Origin of the sequence: Telluria mixta (assembly GCF_029223865.1) — a bacterium.
In the GTDB taxonomy this organism is placed as follows: Bacteria; Pseudomonadota; Gammaproteobacteria; order Burkholderiales; family Burkholderiaceae_D; genus Telluria; species Telluria mixta.
The window spans coordinates 4,169,908-4,189,544 of sequence record NZ_CP119520.1 but is presented as its reverse complement, the minus strand read 5'-3'; the positions used below and the strand labels follow the sequence as shown (position 1 = coordinate 4,189,544).

18 protein-coding genes are annotated in these 19,637 nt (G+C 66.0%); 12 read left to right on the top strand and 6 right to left on the bottom strand.

The window, feature by feature from the left end:
- Positions 1-6 precede the first annotated feature (6 nt).
- The gene (locus tag P0M04_RS18675; RefSeq protein WP_259447592.1) at positions 7-762 is read right to left on the bottom strand and encodes a YoaK family protein; all 756 of its coding nucleotides are present in this window, start codon (positions 760-762) and stop codon (positions 7-9) included.
- 106 nt (positions 763-868) lie between these two features.
- Between P0M04_RS18675 and dapC the strand changes: the two genes are divergently transcribed.
- From dapC to P0M04_RS18655, 4 genes are all read left to right on the top strand, one after another.
- On the top strand, positions 869-2,089 hold the full coding sequence (gene dapC / locus P0M04_RS18670) for a succinyldiaminopimelate transaminase (protein ID WP_259447593.1): 1,221 nt from the start codon (positions 869-871) through the stop codon (positions 2,087-2,089).
- A 25-nt stretch (positions 2,090-2,114) separates the two neighbouring features.
- Complete coding sequence (gene dapD / locus P0M04_RS18665) at positions 2,115-2,939, top strand: 2,3,4,5-tetrahydropyridine-2,6-dicarboxylate N-succinyltransferase (protein WP_259447594.1); 825 nt, start codon at positions 2,115-2,117, stop codon at positions 2,937-2,939.
- A 224-nt stretch (positions 2,940-3,163) separates the two neighbouring features.
- Positions 3,164-4,306, top strand: coding sequence for a PilT/PilU family type 4a pilus ATPase (locus P0M04_RS18660; RefSeq protein WP_259447595.1), 1,143 nt, complete (start codon positions 3,164-3,166; stop codon positions 4,304-4,306).
- Between the two features lie 36 nt (positions 4,307-4,342).
- Complete coding sequence (locus tag P0M04_RS18655; protein ID WP_259447596.1) at positions 4,343-5,014, top strand: hypothetical protein; 672 nt, start codon at positions 4,343-4,345, stop codon at positions 5,012-5,014.
- 33 nt (positions 5,015-5,047) lie between these two features.
- On the opposite strand, the gene P0M04_RS18650 is transcribed toward P0M04_RS18655, so the two are convergent.
- Positions 5,048-6,097: a YajG family lipoprotein gene (locus tag P0M04_RS18650; RefSeq protein ID WP_259447597.1), complete on the bottom strand. Its 1,050-nt coding sequence runs from the start codon at positions 6,095-6,097 to the stop codon at positions 5,048-5,050.
- Between the two features lie 166 nt (positions 6,098-6,263).
- On the opposite strand from P0M04_RS18650, the gene P0M04_RS18645 reads away from it, so the two are divergent.
- From P0M04_RS18645 to P0M04_RS18630, 4 genes are all read left to right on the top strand, one after another.
- Positions 6,264-6,626, top strand: coding sequence for an ArsC family reductase (locus P0M04_RS18645; protein ID WP_259447598.1), 363 nt, complete (start codon positions 6,264-6,266; stop codon positions 6,624-6,626).
- A complete protein-coding gene (dapE, locus tag P0M04_RS18640) occupies positions 6,623-7,774 on the top strand; it encodes a succinyl-diaminopimelate desuccinylase (protein ID WP_259447599.1) in 1,152 nt (383 codons plus the stop codon). Before P0M04_RS18645 ends, dapE begins: the two co-directional genes overlap by 4 nt.
- A gap of 15 nt (positions 7,775-7,789) precedes the next feature.
- A complete protein-coding gene (gene prmB, locus P0M04_RS18635) occupies positions 7,790-8,677 on the top strand; it encodes a 50S ribosomal protein L3 N(5)-glutamine methyltransferase (RefSeq protein ID WP_259447600.1) in 888 nt (295 codons plus the stop codon).
- A gap of 123 nt (positions 8,678-8,800) precedes the next feature.
- On the top strand, positions 8,801-10,768 hold the full coding sequence (locus P0M04_RS18630; protein WP_259447601.1) for an ATP-binding cassette domain-containing protein: 1,968 nt from the start codon (positions 8,801-8,803) through the stop codon (positions 10,766-10,768).
- On the opposite strand, the gene P0M04_RS18625 is transcribed toward P0M04_RS18630, so the two are convergent.
- Positions 10,765-11,229 (bottom strand): chemotaxis protein CheW, encoded by a 465-nt coding sequence (locus P0M04_RS18625; protein WP_259447602.1) that lies wholly within the window; start codon positions 11,227-11,229, stop codon positions 10,765-10,767. The two genes, P0M04_RS18630 and P0M04_RS18625, sit on opposite strands and share 4 nt — an antisense overlap.
- Before the next feature lie 152 nt (positions 11,230-11,381).
- Here P0M04_RS18625 and P0M04_RS18620 point away from each other — a divergent pair, with 152 nt between their 5' ends.
- Entirely contained in the window at positions 11,382-12,401 is a 1,020-nt protein-coding gene (locus P0M04_RS18620) for an HDOD domain-containing protein (protein WP_259447603.1), read from the top strand.
- A gap of 1 nt (position 12,402) precedes the next feature.
- Here P0M04_RS18620 and P0M04_RS18615 read toward each other — a convergent pair whose 3' ends face one another.
- From P0M04_RS18615 to P0M04_RS18605, 3 genes are all read right to left on the bottom strand, one after another.
- On the bottom strand, positions 12,403-14,268 hold the full coding sequence (locus P0M04_RS18615; protein WP_259447604.1) for a M2 family metallopeptidase: 1,866 nt from the start codon (positions 14,266-14,268) through the stop codon (positions 12,403-12,405).
- Positions 14,269-14,343: 75 nt separating this feature from the next.
- Positions 14,344-16,227 (bottom strand): flagellar assembly protein A, encoded by a 1,884-nt coding sequence (locus tag P0M04_RS18610; protein WP_259447605.1) that lies wholly within the window; start codon positions 16,225-16,227, stop codon positions 14,344-14,346.
- Between the two features lie 116 nt (positions 16,228-16,343).
- Entirely contained in the window at positions 16,344-16,721 is a 378-nt protein-coding gene (locus tag P0M04_RS18605; protein ID WP_259447606.1) for a hypothetical protein, read from the bottom strand.
- A 219-nt stretch (positions 16,722-16,940) separates the two neighbouring features.
- On the opposite strand from P0M04_RS18605, the gene ompR reads away from it, so the two are divergent.
- The 3 genes from ompR (at position 16,941) to P0M04_RS18590 (ending at position 19,548) form a co-directional block, all read left to right on the top strand.
- Positions 16,941-17,705 (top strand): osmolarity response regulator transcription factor OmpR, encoded by a 765-nt coding sequence (gene ompR / locus P0M04_RS18600; protein WP_259447607.1) that lies wholly within the window; start codon positions 16,941-16,943, stop codon positions 17,703-17,705.
- 29 nt (positions 17,706-17,734) lie between these two features.
- A complete protein-coding gene (locus P0M04_RS18595; RefSeq protein WP_259447608.1) occupies positions 17,735-19,081 on the top strand; it encodes an ATP-binding protein in 1,347 nt (448 codons plus the stop codon).
- Between the two features lie 107 nt (positions 19,082-19,188).
- Positions 19,189-19,548 (top strand): YXWGXW repeat-containing protein, encoded by a 360-nt coding sequence (locus tag P0M04_RS18590; protein ID WP_259447609.1) that lies wholly within the window; start codon positions 19,189-19,191, stop codon positions 19,546-19,548.
- Positions 19,549-19,637 lie beyond the last annotated feature (89 nt).

Sequence of the window (19,637 nt, the reverse complement as noted above, 5' to 3'; positions counted from 1 at the left end):
GGGCGATCAGCGCTTGCGCGCCCGCGCGCGCAGGTCGTCCAGCGCGGGCACGATGGCGAGGCCGCACAGCAGCAATGCCAGCGGTACCGTCGCCACGTAGCCGAGGATCTTGAAGCCGAGCGCGCCCGCCACGCCGCCGCAGAAGAAGGATCCCAGCAGGCCGCACAGCACCGCGAGACGCTCGTGGTTCGCGGCCACGCGCGGGCGCGCCGCCTCGTCGGCGTTCCAGTACAGGAGTTTTCCCAGCTCGATGCCGATGTCGGTGACGATGCCCGTCATGTGCGTGGTGCGAATCTCCGCGTGCGACAGCTTGGTCACGAGCGCGTTCTGCAGGCCCATCGTGAAGCACAGCAGCATCACGGTCGCCGGCACGAACAGGCCCTGCATGCTGGACAGCTGCGCGCCCAGCACGCCGAACGCGAGCAGCAGCAGCGCTTCGCACAGCAGCGGCAACGCGTATTCGCTGGCCAGCGCGCGGCGCCGGCCGTAGTTGACGAGCAGCGCCGTCGTGGCCGCGCCCAGCAGGAAGCAGACGATGGCGCCGAGCGCGTCGAGCACGAGATCGCCGGCGCCCAGCGCGAGGTTGTCGGCGGCCGACGACACGATGCCCGTCATGTGCGACGTGTACTGGTGCACGGCGAGGAAGCCGCCGGCGTTCATGGCCCCGGCCACGCCGGCCAGCGCGTAGCCGAGATGGCGGTTGGCGCGCGCGCTGCGCGCCTGGGCGGTCAGGGTGCGGACATAGTCGACGGAGCGCTGCATGATGATGGGTCCGGTTAGGATTCCTTACGTCAATACTAACGCAGGCCGGGGCACGTGGCTATAATTGCCCTTCTCATCTCGAATATCGCCAGGAAAACACATCGCCGTGAACCCACATCTCGACCGCCTGCACCCGTACCCGTTCGAAAAGCTGCGCCAGCTGTTCGCCGGCGTCACGCCGAATCCAGACTACAAGCCCATCAGCCTCGGTATCGGCGAGCCGAAACATCCGACGCCCGCGTTCATCCAGAGAGCGCTGACGCATGCGATGGCCGGCCTCGCCACGTATCCGACGACGCATGGCAACGAGCCGCTGCGCACCGCGATCGCCGGCTGGCTGGAGCGCCGCTACGGGATTCCGGCGCTGGATGCGGCCACGATGGTGCTGCCGGTGAACGGGTCGCGCGAGGCGCTGTTCGCGATCGCGCAGACCGTGATCGATCCGCGCAAGCCGGGCGCGCTCGTCGTCAGCCCGAACCCGTTCTACCAGATCTACGAAGGCGCGGCCTACCTGGCGGGCGCCGAGCCGTATTTCGTGAATTCCCAGCCGGCCCGCAACTTCGCCTGCGATTACTCCAGCGTGCCGGACGACGTGTGGGCGCGCGTCCAACTGCTGTACCTCTGCTCCCCGGGCAACCCGACGGGCGCCGTGCTGTCGCTGGACGACTGGCGCGAGCTGTTCGCGCTGTCCGACCGCCACGGCTTCGTCATCGCGGCCGACGAGTGCTATTCCGAGATTTATTTCGGCGCCACCCCGCCGCTGGGCGCGCTGGAAGCGGCGCACCAGCTGGGCCGCAGCGAAGGCGCGCATCCGTACGCGAACCTGATGGTGTTCTCGAGCCTCTCCAAGCGCTCGAACGTGCCGGGCATGCGCTCGGGCTTCGTCGCCGGCGATCCGGAACTGATGAAGAAATTCCTGCTGTACCGCACCTACTGCGGCGGCGCGATGTCGCCGCCGGTGCAGGCCGCGTCGATCGCCGCGTGGAACGACGAAGGCCACGTACAGGAGAACCGCACCCTGTACAAGGAAAAGTTCACTCTCATCACCCCGCTCTTGAAGCAGGTGATGGATGTCGAGCTGCCGGACGCCGGCTTCTACCTGTGGGCCGACGTGCGCCGCACGGGCCTGTCGGACACGGAGTTCGCACGCGGCCTGTACGCCGAATATAATGTGACGGTTTTGCCCGGCAGTTACCTGGCGCGCGACGCGCACGGCAGCAACCCGGGCCGCAACCGCATCCGCATGGCGCTCGTCGCCGAAGTGGACGAAGGACTGGAAGCGGCGAACCGCATCGTCCAGTTCTGCAACGATCTCAAGGCTTCCTGAAACACCACCTGTATAGACCATTATCATGACCCAACAACTCCAGACCATCATCGACACCGCGTGGGAACAGCGCGCAGACATCAGCCCGACCAGCGCCAGCGCCGAAGTGCGCGACGCCGTCGCCCACGTGCTGGCCGGCCTTGACGACGGCAGCATGCGCGTCGCCCAGAAGGACACCGGCAGCTGGGTCGTGAACCAGTGGATCAAGAAGGCCGTCCTGCTGTCGTTCCGCCTCGAGAACAACGTGCCCGTCGAAGGCGGCGGCATGCAGTTCTACGACAAAGTGCCGACCAAGTTCGCCAACTACTCGGCCGAAGACTTCGCCAAGGGCGGCTTCCGCGTCGTCCCGCCGGCTGTCGCCCGCCGCGGCTCGTTCATCGGCAAGAACGTCGTGCTGATGCCGTCGTACGTGAACATCGGCGCCTACGTCGACGAAGGCGCGATGGTCGACACGTGGGCCACCGTCGGTTCCTGCGCCCAGATCGGCAAGAACGTCCACCTGTCGGGCGGCGTGGGCATCGGCGGCGTGCTGGAACCGATGCAGGCCAACCCGACCATCATCGAAGACAACTGCTTCATCGGCGCCCGCTCGGAGATCGTGGAAGGCGTCATCGTCGAAGAGAACTCGGTGATCTCGATGGGCGTGTACATCGGCCAGTCGACGAAGATCTACAACCGCGAGACCGGTGAAGTGAGCTATGGCCGCATCCCGGCCGGTTCCGTCGTCGTGTCGGGCAGCCTGCCGTCGCCGGATGGCAAGTACAGCCTGTACTGCGCGGTGATCGTCAAGCAGGTCGATGCGAAGACCCGTGCGAAGACGGGTATCAACGAGCTGCTGCGCGGCGTTTAATCGTTGCACTAAAAACCGTCATTCCCGCGCAGGCGGGAATCCAAGCTGAGGCACCGAAGCCGCATTCTTCGAACTGTCGCAAACAGCACGACAGTGTGGTTTCTGATACTCAGCATGGGTTCCCGCTTTCGCGGGAACGACGTATCAGGGCCACCGATTGGCGGCCCCTCAGGTTAGAATCCCTTAACCGCAAATAATTACCGCGAAGCAAGGGAGAGACCGCCATGATGATGGAACGCCTGTTCCAATTGATGAAGGAAAAGAACGCGTCCGATATGTTCTTCGCGGTCAATTCCCCAGTCCACATCAAGATCAACGGGAACCTTATCCCGATCAACCAGAACAAGCTCGAGCCCGAGAACATCCGCGTCCTGCTGTCCGAAATCGCGTCGCCGGAGCAAATGGAAGAGCTGGACCGCGACAACGAACTCAACATGGGCATCTCGGTCGCCAACCTGGGCCGCTTCCGCCTGTCCGCCTTTCGCCAGCGCGGCAGCATCTCCGCCGTGTTCCGTTTCGTTCCCGCCACGATTCCGCCGCTGGCCGAACTGGGCCTGCCGTCCGTGCTGTCCGAGCTGATCATGGAGAAGCGCGGCCTGCTGCTGATCGTCGGCGCGACCGGCTCCGGCAAGTCGACGACGATCGCGTCCATGCTCGACCACCGCAACGAGCAGCGCCACGGCCACATCCTCACGCTGGAAGATCCGATCGAGTACCTGTTCAAGAACAAGAAATCGATCGTGAACCAGCGCGAGATCGGCAGCGACGCGAAGAGCTTCGACGTCGCCCTGCGCAATTCGATGCGCCAGGCGCCGGACTGCATCCTGATCGGCGAGATCCGCGACAAGGAAACGATGGCCGCCGCCCTCGCCTACGCCCAGTCCGGCCACCTCGTGCTGGCGACCCTGCACGCGAACAACAGCTACAACGCGCTGAACCGCATCATCAGCTTCTACCCGATCGAGAACCGCCCCGCCCTGCTGCAGGACCTGTCGTCCGCCGTCAAGGCGATCGTGTCGCAGCGCCTCGTGCGCGCCAAGGCCGGCGGGCAACGCCACGCGGCCGTGGAAATCATGGTCAACACGCGCTACGTCGCGGACCTGATCGAAAAGGGCGAGATCGGCCAGATCAAGGAAGCGATGGACAAGAGCCTGTCGCCGGGCTCGCAATCGTTCGAGAAGGCACTCTTGGAGCTCGTGCAGGCGGACCTGATCACGCAGGAGGAGGCGCTCGCCAATGCCGACTCGGCCACGAATTTGCTCTGGCTGATCAACAATGGGCCGGACAGCAAGGCGAAAGAAGAGGAAGCGCCCAAGCCGGCCGAGCCGGATGGGCCGTCGTTCACGGAATTTACGCTGGATAGTTGACTTGACTGACCGCCCTGCCTGTTACGCACGGCCACGATGCATTTCCTTATCGCACTCCTGTTTGGTCTTCTCATATTGTCGTCCTCGAATGCGCATGCCGTGCCCAATTCGCGCTGCGCCAGCGATGACTTCCTGCTGCATCGCGATACCCTCAAGGCTGCCAAGGTGACCTTGCCGGTGTTCGCCCACTTCTGCTATCGCGACAATAGCGGCGACTACGTGGTGTACCTGACCGAAAGCGGCGACCGTCGCTACGATGGCGAAACCTTGTCGAGCAAAATCGGCGCGTACTTGTTCAAAATAAATGCTGGCCCGACCCTGGCGGCCAGGGGCACAGTCAACGATAGCGCACCGGAAGGGATGGCCGGTGTGCAATGGTGGACCAAGCTGACCGAGTTGAACGATATCGACGGCGATGGCCTGGTCGATCCGGTCCTGGTTTACCGCTTCTACGACAGCGACAACGGCAAGATGCTGAGCGACCCCTATGAAGGCCGGCTGAAGATGATCGCTTTTCACCGTGACGCGAAAGTCGCCGTCCGGGCCATCACAGGCGACCTGGACCTGCAACGCTCGACCACTGCCAGCGCATCCTACTTCAAGCTGCCACCCGTTCTGCAAACGCATCTGGTGCGCAAGATGAAGCGGATGTATGACGAAAATCAGTTTGGATTCGACAACAGCCACGCCTTCAAGCCGCAGAAGTAAGTCGCCCTCGCATCCCGCATAACCGAATTCCGCTCACGCGCGCGTCATGCGCAGCTCACACGCCCGGATCGGCCGGCCGCCCACGACCATGTTGCCCTTGCCGACATACGACGTCGCGCCAGGTGCGAACGCACCGCTCACGCCCAATCCCCAGCTGCGCGCCGGGTCGGCGACGCGATTGCCAGTGCCCCGCAGTTCCAGCTGATCGCCCCGCACTTCGCCGGCCAGCGTTTCCTCGACGTCGGCCGTCTTGCGGTGCGCGCGCACCGACGGCCCCTGCACGTCGACGCTGAATTTCGCCTCGTAGGCCGCCGCGTTCGGGCCGCTGTCGTTGCGGGCGCCGCAGGCCATGGTCCCTGTCCAGGCGACGGTCTCCGCGGCCGGTGCCGGTGCCGACGCAGCCGCCGCGACGGCCGACGCAGCCGCCTCGCGCATGGCGAACATGTCGCGCTTGAACTGGGCGGCACACGTCGCGACAGACGCGGCGATCGTCGCCTTCAGCCGCGCCGCGCCGCCTGCCAGCAGCTCGTCGTAGGTCGGCGCGCCGGCATTCGTCCCGGGTTCGACCTTGCACGACGCTTCGGCCAGCACCCTGGCCGTGTCGGCATCGATCAGGCGTGCCACGGCCGCATAGGGTACCTGGTAGTGCGTCCAGTCGGTCGGAAAATAGGTGACGTGCCACATGCGCGTTTCGACGTCGAGCACGAAGCGCGCCTTGCCCTTCGCCTGCGCGGCGATGCGTTCCACGTCGTTCGTCTCGACCGCCACCGGTGCGGCGGACTGCGCCCCCTGGGTGTCGCGCAGGGCGATGACCAGTTCTTGCGCGATGGCATCGGCCGGGTTCGGCAAACCGTTGGCGGTCGCGATCTTGTTGCCCTCGTCTACGCCTGCGAGGCCGCCCAGGGCACCGAACATCATGTTACCGGCCTTGAGCACGGCGAAACCCGGCCGCGGCCGCGACGTGACGGCCACGCTCTGGTTGCGCACAGCCGTCAGGCCGGCCGTATCGAGCGAACGCGGCGCGGGTGTCGTTGCACAACCGGCCAATAGCGCGAGCGAACAGGCGGGAAGGAAAATGCGCATTGGATTTCCATGTATTGACAGAAGCGCATCATCTTACGGAAATGTTAATTCCTTGTCTAACCAATCAACATAACGCCGCCCTGCCGCCGCCATTGCTAAACTAGGCATCGGATAGCCGGCCTGTGCTATCCTTCCCGCCTTCCGAAATCGCAACACCCACCCCGTCATGAAAAAGACCCTCTACGGTATTCCCAACTGCGACACCGTCAAAAAGGCCCGCACCTGGCTCGCCGACAACGGCCAGGAATTCGATTTCCACGACTTCAAGAAACAGGGCCTGGACCGCGCCACCGTCGCGCGCTGGCTCGAGCAGATCGATTGGGAAACGCTGGTCAACCGCAAGGGCACCACGTGGCGCAAGCTGACCGACGAGCGCCGCGCGCAGGTCGTCGACAAGGCCAGCGCCCTCGACCTGATGCTGGAGAATCCGTCCGTCATCAAGCGTCCCGTGCTGGAAGGCGGCGGCCGCGTGTCCGTCGGCTTTTCCGCGGACCAGTACGAACACCTGTTCGGGGACTGGCCGGCATGAAACCGTCCCGCACCCAGTTGCTGACGGAAGAGCTGATTGCGCTCGATTCCGTCACGCCGCAGGATAAAGGCTGCCAGCAGAAGCTGCAGGCCCTGCTGGCGCCGCTCGGCTTCCGCTGCGAGACGATCGAATCGAACGGCGTGACGAACCTGTGGGCCCGCCGCGGCGATGCGTCGCCCGTGTTCGTGTTCGCCGGCCACACGGACGTCGTGCCGACCGGTCCCGCGAACCAGTGGGCGTCGCAACCGTTCGTGCCGACGCGGCGCGACGGCAAGCTGTACGGCCGCGGCGCGTCGGACATGAAGACGTCGATCGCCGCCATGGTCGTCGCCGTCGAGGAATTCGTCGCCGCGCATCCGGACCATATGGGCTCGATCGCATTCCTGCTCACGTCCGACGAGGAAGGTCCCGCCACGGACGGCACCGTCATCGTCTGCGACCTGCTGGAAGAACGGGGCGAGACGATCGATTACTGCCTCGTGGGCGAGCCGACGTCCAGCCACGTGCTGGGCGACATGATCAAGAACGGCCGCCGCGGCTCGCTGTCCGGCTGCCTCGTCGTCAAGGGCGTGCAGGGCCACATCGCCTACCCGCACCTGGCGCGCAACCCGATCCACCAGGCGGCGCCGGCGCTGGCTGAGCTCGCTGCTGAGAAATGGGATGAGGGTAACGAATACTTCCCGCCGACGAGCTGGCAGGTGTCCAATATCGCGGCCGGCACCGGGGCGACGAACGTGATCCCGGGCGAAATGAAGGTCGACTTCAATTTCCGCTTTTCCACCGCCAGCACGGCCGAGAGCCTGCAGGCGCGCGTCCACGCGATCCTCGACCGCCACGGCCTCGACTACGACCTGAAATGGACGCTGTCCGGCCACCCGTTCCTCACGCCGAAAGGCACGCTGTCGGACGCGATCTGCGGCTCGATCAAGCAGGAACTGGGCGTGACGACGGAATTGTCGACCACGGGTGGCACGTCGGACGGCCGCTTCATCGCCCGCATCTGCCCCCAGGTGATAGAATTCGGGCCACCCAACGACAGCATCCACAAGATCGACGAGCACATCGAAGTGCGTTACATCGATCCGCTCAAGAACATCTACCGGCGTACGCTGGAGCGATTGCTGACCATCCCGCCGTCCGCGGCATAACGACGAGACCTGGCCATGACCACGACCCATTTCTGCACGCCCCGCGACCTGCTGCGCTACGCCGTGACCCGTTTCAACGGCGCGAAGCTGTTCTTCGGCCATGGCAGCGCCGAAGCGTTCGACGAGGCCGCCTACCTGATCCTGCACACCCTGAAGCTGCCGCTGGACAAGCTCGAGCCCTTCCTCGACGCCCGCCTGCTGCCGGAAGAAATCCTGCAGGTGATGGCCGTCATCGAGCGCCGCGTCAACGAACGCGTGCCGGCCGCCTACATCACCAATGAGGCTTGGCTGGGCAGCTACAACTTCTACGTCGACGAACGCGTGCTCGTCCCGCGCTCGTTCATCGCCGAGCTGATCCCGAACCTGTTCAGCCCGTGGGTGGCCGATCCGGAAGGCGTCGAGAACGTGCTCGAACTGTGCACCGGTTCCGGCTGCCTGGCGATCATGCTGGCGGACGCGTTCCCGAATGCGGTCGTCGACGCCGTCGACATCTCGAAGGACGCACTGGCCGTGGCCGAGCGCAACATCCGCGACTACAAGCTGGAAGGCCGCGTGAACCCGATCGAGTCCGACCTGTACCAGCACGTGCCGTTCAAGAAGTACGACCTGATCGTGACCAATCCGCCGTACGTGAACAGCGATTCGATGGGCAAGCTGCCGCCGGAGTACCTGCGCGAGCCGCAGATCGCCCTCGCCGGCGGCGAAGACGGCATGGACCTCGTGCGCAAGATCGTCGACGGCGCAGCCGAGCGCCTGAGCCCGGAAGGCGTGCTGATCGTCGAGATCGGCAACGAGCGCGAGTACGCGGAAGCGGCGTTCGGACACCTGGGCCTCACGTGGCTGACCACGAGCCAGGGCGACGATGCGGTGTTTCTGCTGACGGCGGAACAACTCGCCAAATAAGAAAGCACCGTCGTTCCCGGACTAGCCGTCCGCCTTGGCGGGAACCCATACTGAGTCGGCATTTTGATGCTCAGCATGGGTTCCCGCTTCCGCGGGAACGACGTTTTTACGGTAGCTATTGAAATGATCCGATTCTCCAACGTCAGCCTGATGCGCGGCACGAAACCGCTGCTGGAAGACGCCGACCTTACCCTCAATCCCGGCGACAAGATCGGCCTGATCGGCGCGAACGGCGCCGGCAAATCCAGCCTGTTCGCGATGCTGCGCAACGAGCTGCATCCGGACCAGGGGGCGATCGACTTCCCCGCGCGCTGGCGCATGGCCTACGTGGCGCAGGAGACCCCGGCGCTGGACCGTCCCGCCATCGAGTACGCCATCGACGGCGACGCCCACCTGCGCACCCTGCAGGCCGAGCTGGACCGCCTGGAAGCCCTGCCCCACACGACGGAGAACGGCATCGCCATCGGCCACGTCCACTCGGGGCTGGCCGATGCGGACGCGTACACGGTGCAGTCCCGTGCCGAGCAACTGCTGCTGGGCCTGGGATTCTCGCTGGACCAGATGCGCCAGCCCGTCGCCAGCTTCTCGGGCGGCTGGCGCATGCGCCTGAACCTGGCGCAGGCGCTGATGTGCCCGTCCGACCTGCTGCTGCTGGACGAGCCGACCAACCACCTGGACCTCGACGCCATCATCTGGCTCGAGGACTGGCTGAAGCGCTACACGGGCACGCTGATCATCATCTCGCACGACCGCGATTTCCTCGACGAGATCGTGAACGTCATCGTGCACATCGACGAGCGCAAGCTGAAACGCTACTCGGGCAACTACTCGGCGTTCGAGCGCCAGCGCGCCGCGCACCTCGTGCTGGCTGCCGCCGCGTACGAAAAGCAGCAGCGCACGCGCGCCCACCTGCAATCGTTCGTCGACCGCTTCAAGGCCAAGGCGACGAAAGCCCGCCAGGCGCAGAGCCGCATGAAGGCGCTGGCGAAGATGGAAGAACTGGCGCCGCTGCGCGCCGCGGCCGAGTTCTCGTTCGAATTCCGCGACCCGGTCTCGGCGCCGAATCCACTGCTCGTAATGGAAGACGTCGACGCCGGCTATCCGCTGCTCGACGCGCACGGCGACAAGGTCGGCGGCAAGACCATCGTCCACAAGGTGAATTTCTCCCTGCAGACGGGCCAGCGCATCGGCCTCCTCGGCGTGAACGGCGCCGGTAAATCGACGCTGATCAAGACCGTGGCCGGCGACCTCGCGCCGCTGGCCGGCACGGCCACGCTGGGCAAGGGTCTGGTCATCGGCTACTTCGCCCAGCACCAGGTCGAGATGCTGCGCCACGACGAATCGCCGCTGTGGCACCTGCAAAAGATCGCGCCGACCACACGCGAGCAGGAACTGCGCAACTTCCTCGGCGGCTTCAACTTCCCGGGCGATATGGTGACGAGTTCCATCAAGCCGTTCTCCGGCGGCGAGAAGGCACGCCTGGCGCTGGCGCTGATCGTGTGGCAGCGTCCGAACCTGCTGCTGCTGGACGAACCGACCAACCACCTGGACCTGGAAACGCGCGAGGCGCTCACGCTGGCATTGGCGCAGTTCGAAGGCACGCTCGTCGTCGTCTCGCACGACCGCCACCTGCTGCGCGCGACGACCGACCAGTTCATCATCGTGGCCGACGGCCGCCTGCAGCCGTTCGACGGCGACCTGGACGACTACAAGGACTGGCTGTTCCAGACCAAGCTGAAGGCCGATGCCGGCACGAGCGCACCGCTGCCGTCCTCGGCCCCGGCGGCGCCCATCTCCACCGTCGACCGCAAGGAACAGAAGCGCCTGGAAGCGGAAGAGCGCCAGCGCCTGGCCGCGCTGAAGAAGCCGATCGAAAACCGCATCAAGCGGCTGGAAGAGCAGATGGCCAAGCTGAACGCGAAGAAGGCCGACGTCGACGCCCGGCTGCTGGAGCCGGGCATCTACGAAGCGGACAAGAAGGAAGAGCTGAAGAATCTCGTGGCCGACCAGGCGTTCCTGACGCGGGACCTGGGCAATCTCGAGAACGAGTGGCTGGAGCTGCAGGAGCAGCTGGAAAGTTTGGTAGCCTAGGCGACCTGCCGTGCGCCGTCCTTCTTCGGCCGGCGCACCGACATCAGCCGGTCGATATCGACGAGAATCAACCGCCGCGCCCCCAGCTGTCCGAGCCCGATCAGGTAATCGACCTGCGCCTGGTCCGCGCCGGGCACGGGCGACACCTGCTCGGGCGCCAGCGACACGACGCCCGTCACGCCATCCACGACCATCCCCATCGTGCAGGTCGACAGCCTCAGGATGATCACGTCCGTCATCGGGTCGGGCGCGCCGGGCGACGTGCCGCAGGCGGCGCGCATGTCGACGAGCGGCATGATCACGCCGCGCGAGACGGCCACGCCGCCGATGATCTCGCCGGCCGATGTAAACCGCTCGAGTGCTTTGAGCACCCGAAGTTCCTGCACCTTCGCGACGTCGAGCCCGTACTCGAGGCCGCCGAGCGTAAAACTCAGGAATTGGGTGGTGGTCGTCGTAGTCATGTGCATGGCGGATCCTTTCCTCAAGATCGCCATGCTAAGGCGATGACGACCGGAAATTGTTGAGTACAGTCAACAATGAATGAGACATTTCCTACCTTGCGCTCGGCGCTTACGTCCGTACAATGTTCGGAATTGACCTAAGGGGGATGACGATGTTCCGGTGGCTGCATAGCCTGTTTTCCAGCCCGGCCGCTGCGCCGCCGCAGCCGGTTGCCGAACCTGTACCCGTCCCTGCCCCCGCGCCCGTGGCGGCCGCACCGCAACCGGGCACGGCGCCCGTCTCGTTCGAGCAGCTGGAACGGATCAACGGCGCCTGGAACGCGTGGCTGTTCGACCGCGCCGACGGCGGGCTGGAGCTTTCGGATGCGGAAACGCGCGTCCTGGACGCGCTGGCGGCCATCGCCGGCTCGCAGCAGTCCGGCGCGGCGCTCGTGCGGCGCATGCCGGGGCTCGTCCCGCAACTGCTGCAAAGCCTGCGCAGCGAGACGTTTTCCGGCAGCGCGCTATCGCGCACGATCGCGTCCGATCCCGTGCTGGTCGCAGCCGTCGTCCGCCTCGCGAACAGCTGCTACAAAGGGACGGGCCAATCCATCACGAGCGTCGAACAGGCGGTGATCCTGATCGGCCAGGAAGGCTTGCGCCAGCTGATCACGACGGTCGCGTTCCGGCCCATCATCGACGTGCGTTCGGGGTTTTATACGCGCCGATTGGCGCCGCACCTGTGGGCGCATTCGGAGCGCTGCGCGATCGCCGCGCGCCAGATGGCCGGCGCCGGCATCGAACCGTTCGACGCCTTCCTCGCCGGGCTGCTGCAGAACGTGGGGCTGATCGTCAGCCTGCGCATCATGGACCAGGAAGCGAAGGACGGCGAGAGCCTCGGCTCCGACGTGTTCCTGGCCCAGCTGGCCCGCGACACGCGGCGCCTGTGCGCGAGCATCGCGCGCGAGTGGAATTTTCCGGAGACGGTCAGTACTGCGTTGCTGGAACAGGGCGAGCTGCGGCGCGGCGTGATCATGTCGCCGCTGGGGCGCCTGCTCAAGCTGGCGGATTATCTCGGGAAGGTGCGGATGCTCGTCGAGCAAGGGCTCGTCGACGAGGCGGATGAAGCCTTGTTTGCAGGGCTGCCGCCGGAGGCGGCGCCCTGCTATGCGGCCCTGACGGAGGCCGCGTAGATCAGCGTTTCAGCTTCGCGTCTTCGACGGCCAGCTGCCTGTTCTGCTCATCCAGCCAGGTCTTGAGCGGCGCGAAGTATTCCAGCATCGCCGTCGCATCCATCTTGTCCGACCCCGTCACGGCCTTCAGCGCTTCCGGCCACGGCTTGCTCGTGCCCATCTCCAGCATCTGCTGGAACTTGGCGCCCGCCTTCTGGTTGCCGTAGATCGAGCAGCGGTACAGCGGTCCCGTGTCGCCCGCTTCCTTGCACAGCGCGCGGTGGAACTGGAACTGCAGCACGTGGGCCAGGAAGTAGCGCGCATACGGCGTGTCGCTCGCGACGTGGAACTTGGCGCCGGCATCGAAGCCGCCGTCCGCGATCGGTGCCGGACGAGATACGCCCTGGTACTGCTGCGTCAGCGCCCACCAGGCCTTGTCGTAGTCGGCCGGCTTGACCTGGCCGCCGTAGACCTGCCAGCGCCACTTGTCGACCTTGTACGCGAACGGCATGAACGCGATCTTCTGCAGCGCCGTGTACAGCAGCGGGCCGATCTCCTGCTTCGGATCCGGGTCCGTCTTCATCAGGCCGACCTTCTTCAGGTAGGCCGGCGTGATCGACAGCGCGACCGTGTCGCCGATGGCTTCGTGGAAGCCGTCGTTGGCGCCGTTCTTGAACATCGGCGACTGGTTGCTGTACGCGAGGTCGTAGTACAGGTGGCCCAGCTCGTGGTGGATGACGCGGAAGTCCTCGGCCGTCGGCGTGATGCACATTTTCACGCGCACGTCGTCCTTGCCGTCCAGGTCCCAGGCGGACGCATGGCACACGACTTCGCGGTCGCGCGGCTTGGTCAGCAGCGAGCGTTCCCAGAACGTGGCCGGCAGCTTGCGCATGCCCAGCGACGTGTAGAAGCCTTCGGCATAGCGCGTCATCTCGACGGCGCTCGTCTTGCGCTCTTCCAGCAGCGCGGTCAGGTCTTCACCTTTTTCCAAGCCGGCCGGCTTGAGGATCGGGTACAGGTTGTCCCAGCTCTGCGCCCACATATTGCCCAGCAGGTGGGCCGGGATCGGGCCGTCGGCCGGCACCGCGTCCGGACCGTAGGCCTGGCGCAGCTTGTAGCGCGTGTACGTGTGCAGCGAGTCGTACAGCGGCTTCACCTGCTGCCACAGGCGCTCCATCTCGGCCGAGAAGGCATCCGGCGCCATGTCGTAACGCGAGCGCCACAGCGCGCCCGTATCGGCGTAACCCATCGCGCGGGCGCCCTTGTTCGACAGCTCGACGTACTTCGCATAGTCCTGCTTGTAGGCCGGCGACTGGGCGTGCCAGCCGAGCCAGACTTCCTTCAGGCGCGCGGGGTCGTGGCTCGTGGCCAGCACTTTTTCCAGTTGGCCCAGCGGCATGCACTCGGGTTGGGCCGCGCCTGCCGCCGCCGGCGGACAGTATTTCGCCTTGCCGTAAGCGCCGGTCATGCTGGCCGCAAGGCGCGCATACGCGCCGCGGTCGTCGGCGTTTTCCAGCATCAGCGACTGCTGCATCAGCATCAGCTTGCGGGCGCTCGCTTCCGAGACCTTCAGGCCGTTGTAGCGGCGCGCCTTGAGCGCGATGTCGCCGCTCACGGTCAGGTATTGTTCGTTGGCCTGCGCGGTCAGCGTCTCGGTGTCGAGCGTGATGAAGTTCTCGGCCACCCACTCGGCGCGGCCGGCGTCGAGGCCCAGCTGGTCGAGCTTCTTTTCGGATTCGGCGACGAAGCGCTCTGCTTCGGCCACGGTCGGCTTGCCCTTGCTGTTGGCTGCCTTGGTTGCGGAATGGGCCGGAGCGGCGAATAGCGCGCCGGCGCACATTGCGGCGACCAGCGCGCCGATCGGGCGGCGCTGGAGGATGGGACGCATGGTGTTCAAGGTTTCCCCTCTGTCGGATTGGAGTCGTTATGGGTACGGCCTCGCGGCCGCCCACCAGTATAAACTTTACGCCGACGGGACGGTATCGCTGCTCCACGCGACGCTGCCCGCGTCGCCCATGAACAGCAGCTCGCCCGCCTGCGGCCCGCGCAGGCGCGTGCGGATCTCGCGCGGCGGCCAGCGATACGGCGGTCCGCCGGCGGGGCTGTAGCCGAGGATGCGCACCTGCGTCTCGCCCTGCACCGAGGCGATCGCCACGCTGGAAATGCTGGCGGCGTCGCCGCGCTGGGTTTCCAGGTTCGCGAGCATGGCCCCGCCCTTCTGCTGCTCCGCCTCGGCCGCCTTGATCTTCGTGGAGACGTCGCCGATCGCCTTCAGCGCGGGCGCCACGTCCTGCGCCATCTTCTGGAACTGGCGCGCCTGCTCGGGCGTCAGATTGACCTCGCCCTTGCGCACGCGCGCCGCCAGCATCAGGTAGCGGCGCACGTCCGGCTTGGCCGTCATCGCATCCAGCGCGGCCTTCAGCTGCGCGGCCAGGGTGGCGAACTGCGCGACGCGCTGCGTCACCGCCGCGATCACCTCGTCGATCTGCTGGCCTTCCGCGCACAGCACGGCCACGAGCATCTCGCTCTGCTTGCGCGGCACCGTGCATTCCACCGTCACGCGCCGGCCCGCGAGCGCGCAGCCCTCGGCCACGTTCACGACGACTTCGTCGCCGACGATCTCGCAGTTCACGGCATGATTGACCTCGACCCGCGTGCCCGCGATGACGCAGTTCTCCGCGCGCTCGATGACGATCCTGCCGTCTTCCGCGGACAGCATCGAGGCTGACGCAACGCCGCGCACGTGGATGTCGCCGCGCGCATTGCGGGCGCTGCCGCCCACGAGGTTCGCGCGCACATTGACCGTGCCGCCGCGCGAGACGAGGCTGCCGAACACGTCGCCGTGCACGGTGATGCTGTCGGCCTCGATCACGCGCTTTTCCTGGACTTCGCCGAACTCCTCGTAGTCGCCCGTCAGGCTCAGGTTGCCCGTCGTCTTGGCGCTGACGCCGTCGCGGCTGACGACCTTGTCCTCGACCGAGATCCGGCTCGTCTTCGGATCGACCATCAGGAACCCGGCCGCGCTGGACACGAGGAACTCGCCATCCGGTGCGCGCTCGACCTTCGTGCCGGCGCCCGCATATGCCGGCAGGTCGAGGTCGCGTCCCGGTTCGGGCGGCAGCGGCGTGCCGGACATCTCGAAGCCCATCGTGCCGGCCGTGGCCGGGACCTTTTTCAGGAGGCGCACGCCGGCCTGGATCTGCGGGAAGCGGTTCTGGAAGCTGTTCAGGTCGAGGCGGCCGTTGCCCAGTTCGAGCGGCGCATCGCTGCGGTGGAGGTCGTCCGAGACTTCGACGATGTGCGCATCTTCGCCCGGCCTTGCCTCGAGCTGGCGCGCGACCGTGATGCGGTCGGCCTTGCTGGCGTCGATCGCGGCGCGGATGGCAGGCAGGTCGAGGCCGAAGCGGATGCCCTTGATCCACGCGTCGGCGATGAATTCGTCGGGGTCGAGACGGGTCTGGAAGCCCTCGGCGTCGGGGTCGACGGGATTGGGCAGCCAGACGGGCTCGAAGTAGTATTCCGCATACCCGCGCCCGATCTTGACGGCGCGGTACAGCGCGCGGCGCGCCGGATCGAAGGCCTGGATGTCGGCCGCGAAGCGCACGACCGTGGTGCCGTCCGGCCCGCGCGGCAGGTCGGGGCCGTGGCCGAACAGGGCCTTCATCAGCACGGGATAATCGATGCCGGTGAAGTAATTCCCGGCACGGTAGACGTTGTCGATGGCAGCAACCAGCGTGGTGCCGAGCACGGAAGGATCGGCATACACGCCGTCGTCGCGTTTGGCGATGCAATGCTCTGGACCGGTCGCGGCGAATCGAGTCGCCGCGGCAGGAAGGTCTGTGGTCAAGATACGCTCCGTGCGGTTGATGCCACGGCGAGGGCTGGGCCGGGGCGAATCCGGCTAGCGTATCATGTTGTCACTTGAAAATAAACAACAAGCAACTAAGTTGATGCAGGGAAATTTCAGCGACGCTGCGGGTACAGGTCCATGCCCGCTTCGTTGATCTGGCGGCGCAGGTCGCGCCGTTCGTCCGGCGTCATGCGGCTGGGACGGCGCGAATCGTGCTGCTGCTCGCGCTGCTCCTGCTGCTGGGCCCGGCGCTGTTCCTCGTAGGCGCGCATGTCGTCGCGCGGGTCGCGGTCCCGCGAAGGCAGGCGGAAACGCGAGAACTGCGATTGCGATTGCGATTGCTGCATGTCGCCGCGGTCGTCGCGGCGGTCGCCGTTTTGCTGGGCAAACGCGCCGCCGGCTCCCAGCACCAGGGCGCACGCCAGCACAGCGCAGCGGGCCAGGCGGCCGGCCTTTTTCGCTGCGTGGTGGTGTGTGAACGCACTGTTCATGGTGTTCCTCATTCGCGTTGCCGTGTCAGGAGTAAGCTGTGGTTTTGAGCTGTGGTGTAAGCTGCGATTCGATGAGGCCAGTGTATGAGGAATCGACTCCGGGCATAAGGCGAATTGGGTAAAGTTTGTAACACAATGTAATGACTCAACGGTACCCCCTTGGCGTCGAGCCATAAGACGTTACCATAGCGACATTAATCTGACAAATCCGACAGAACGATGAATGCAACGAGCTCGAATGCCGGCACACCCGGCGCGAATAGCGGCCACTCCGCCCGGATCATGGTCGTCGACGACGACGTGCGCCTGCGCGACCTGCTGCGCCGCTACCTGACCGAACAGGGCTTCCAGGTCGTGACGGCCGAAAGCGCGCCCGCGATGAACAAGCTGTGGCTGCGCGAGCGCTACGACCTGCTGGTGCTGGACCTGATGCTGCCTGGCGAAGACGGCCTGTCGATTTGCCGCCGCCTGCGCGGTGCGGGCGACCAGACCCCGATCATCATGCTGACCGCGAAAGGCGAGGACGTCGACCGCATCGTCGGCCTCGAGATGGGCGCGGACGACTACCTGCCGAAGCCGTTCAACCCGCGCGAGCTGGTGGCCCGCATCAATGCCGTCCTGCGCCGCAAGGGGCCGGACGAGATCCCGGGCGCACCGAGCGAGACGCCGCAGACGTTCGAATTCGGCGACTTCGTGCTGGACCTCGGCACGCGCACGCTGAAGAAAAACGGCGAGACCGTGCCGCTGACCACGGGCGAATTCTCGGTGCTCAAAGTGTTCGCGCGCCATGCGCGCCAGCCGCTGTCGCGCGAAAAGCTGATGGAACTGGCGCGCGGCCGCGAGTACGAAGTGTTCGACCGCTCGCTGGACGTGCAGATCTCGCGCCTGCGCAAGCTGATCGAGCCCGATCCTTCGAGCCCGCTGTACATCCAGACCGTGTGGGGCCTGGGCTACGTATTCATCCCTGAAGGCCAGCCGCGCTAGTGTTCGCATCGACCCCGAAGGAACAGGCCATGCCGCGTATTTTCGGCAGGATGAAGAGTGGCCTGTTCTGGCGCACCTTCTTCCTGCTGTCCATGCTCACCGGGCTGTCGATGGCTTCGTGGATCGGCATGCTCAACGTCTTCCAGCGCGGCCCGCAGGTCGAGCAGACGGCCGAGCTGCTCGTCTCCGTCGTCACCATCACGAAGGCCGCGCTGACGCACTCCGCACCCGACCTGCGCCGCGAGCTCCTCTTCGAGCTGGTGTCGAACGAAGGCATCCGCATCTACGACGTGAAGCCGACGGACACGGTCGAACCGCCGCCGCCGAATTCGCTGATGCCGGAAGTGGCAGCCATCGTGCGCGACAAGCTCGGGCCGGACACGCGCTTTTCGCGCATGGTCAACGAGATCCCCGGCTTCTGGGTCAGCTTCGACATCGACGGCGACAAGTACTGGCTCATGCTGGAGCGCGACAAGCTGCCCGGCCTCACGCGCGTGCAGTGGCTCGGCTGGGCCACGGTCGTCGGCGTGCTGTCGCTGCTGGGCGCCGCGCTGATCTCGAGCCTCGTGAACCTGCCGCTCGCACGCCTGACAGCGGCCGCGCGCTCGATCGCCCAGGGCAAGCGCCCCACCCCGCTGCCGGAAAAAGGATCGCGCGAGATCATCGAGGCGAACCGCAGCTTCAACCAGATGGTCGACGACCTGCAGCAGCTCGAGAAGGACCGCGCCATCATCCTGGCCGGCATCTCGCACGACCTGCGCACGCCGCTCGCGCGCATGCAGCTGGAAGTGGAGATGGCGCCGCTGTCGGACGAGGCCCGCACGGGCATGCAGTCCGACATCGCCCAGATGGACGCCATCATCGGCCAGTTCCTCGACTTCGCACGCCCGACCGAAAGCGCGACATTCGTGCCGGTCAACCTCTCGGAACTGCTGGAAGACTGCGCGCACGCGGCCGCCCGCCTGCCGGACGTGCGCACGACGACCGACATTGACGCGGACATCCACGTGATGGGCAACTCGACGGACCTGCGCCGCGTGATCAACAACGTGATCGAGAACGCGCGCCGCTACGGCAAGACGCCGGGCGAAGACGTCACCGAGATCGACATGGCCCTGCACGTGAAGATGACGGGCCATGGCCGCCGCGCCGTCGTCGAGATCAACGACCATGGCACCGGCGTCCCGGACGACCAGATCGAGCAGCTGCTGCGGCCGTTCACCCGCCTGGACAGCGCCCGCGGCCAGGCCAACGGCGCGGGCCTGGGTCTCGCCATCGTCGAGCGCGTGATCACCCGCCATAACGCCGAGCTCACCGTACGCAACCGCGACGGCGGCGGGCTCGTGCTGCAGTTTGCGTTGCCGCTGGCCACCTGAGCATTCCCTTCCGGCATCATCAGTTGCGGCGTTAAGCGAAACGCCGCACGGTCGCGCCCGCAACGCGGCAGTACAGTCGGCCTACACCTACTTATGAGGAGGCCAAGATGAAAAAACTGCTCATTGCTGCCCTGGTCGCGGGTTCGTTCGGCAGCGTCGCGCTGCCGGCCGCCGCCGACGTCGTCATCCGCACCGCCCCGCCGCCGCCGCGCGACGAACGCATCCCCGCTGCACGCCACGGCTACGTGTGGGCGCCGGGCCACTGGGAATATCGCCACGGCCGCTATGTCTGGACGAAAGGCAAATGGCTGCGCGAGCGCCACGGCTACGCCTACCGCGCTCCGACGTGGGTCGAGCGCGACGGCCACTGGGTGATGGAACGGGGCGCCTGGCGCCGCGGCGACCGTGACGGCGACGGCGTGCCGAACCGGCTCGACGACCATCCGAACAATCCGCGCCGCGACTGACGCAGCCGCCGCACCGCGCCCGGACAGGCTGGCCGGGCGCAGAAAAAAGAAACCGCCTGCGCATCGCTGCGCCAGGCGGTAAATCCAAG

What these genes read in the sequence shown, in the direction of transcription:
- P0M04_RS18675 (WP_259447592.1), bottom strand. Translation starts at nt 762, where the DNA reads ATGCAGCGCTCCGTCGACTATGTCCGCACCCTGACCGCCCAGGCGCGC.
- dapD (WP_259447594.1), top strand. Translation starts at nt 2,115, where the DNA reads ATGACCCAACAACTCCAGACCATCATCGACACCGCGTGGGAACAGCGC.
- P0M04_RS18660 (WP_259447595.1), top strand. Translation starts at nt 3,164, where the DNA reads ATGATGATGGAACGCCTGTTCCAATTGATGAAGGAAAAGAACGCGTCC.
- P0M04_RS18655 (WP_259447596.1), top strand. Translation starts at nt 4,343, where the DNA reads ATGCATTTCCTTATCGCACTCCTGTTTGGTCTTCTCATATTGTCGTCC.
- P0M04_RS18650 (WP_259447597.1), bottom strand. Translation starts at nt 6,097, where the DNA reads ATGCGCATTTTCCTTCCCGCCTGTTCGCTCGCGCTATTGGCCGGTTGT.
- P0M04_RS18645 (WP_259447598.1), top strand. Translation starts at nt 6,264, where the DNA reads ATGAAAAAGACCCTCTACGGTATTCCCAACTGCGACACCGTCAAAAAG.
- dapE (WP_259447599.1), top strand. Translation starts at nt 6,623, where the DNA reads ATGAAACCGTCCCGCACCCAGTTGCTGACGGAAGAGCTGATTGCGCTC.
- prmB (WP_259447600.1), top strand. Translation starts at nt 7,790, where the DNA reads ATGACCACGACCCATTTCTGCACGCCCCGCGACCTGCTGCGCTACGCC.
- P0M04_RS18630 (WP_259447601.1), top strand. Translation starts at nt 8,801, where the DNA reads ATGATCCGATTCTCCAACGTCAGCCTGATGCGCGGCACGAAACCGCTG.
- P0M04_RS18625 (WP_259447602.1), bottom strand. Translation starts at nt 11,229, where the DNA reads ATGACTACGACGACCACCACCCAATTCCTGAGTTTTACGCTCGGCGGC.
- P0M04_RS18620 (WP_259447603.1), top strand. Translation starts at nt 11,382, where the DNA reads ATGTTCCGGTGGCTGCATAGCCTGTTTTCCAGCCCGGCCGCTGCGCCG.
- P0M04_RS18615 (WP_259447604.1), bottom strand. Translation starts at nt 14,268, where the DNA reads ATGCGTCCCATCCTCCAGCGCCGCCCGATCGGCGCGCTGGTCGCCGCA.
- P0M04_RS18605 (WP_259447606.1), bottom strand. Translation starts at nt 16,721, where the DNA reads ATGAACAGTGCGTTCACACACCACCACGCAGCGAAAAAGGCCGGCCGC.
- ompR (WP_259447607.1), top strand. Translation starts at nt 16,941, where the DNA reads ATGAATGCAACGAGCTCGAATGCCGGCACACCCGGCGCGAATAGCGGC.
- P0M04_RS18595 (WP_259447608.1), top strand. Translation starts at nt 17,735, where the DNA reads ATGCCGCGTATTTTCGGCAGGATGAAGAGTGGCCTGTTCTGGCGCACC.
- P0M04_RS18590 (WP_259447609.1), top strand. Translation starts at nt 19,189, where the DNA reads ATGAAAAAACTGCTCATTGCTGCCCTGGTCGCGGGTTCGTTCGGCAGC.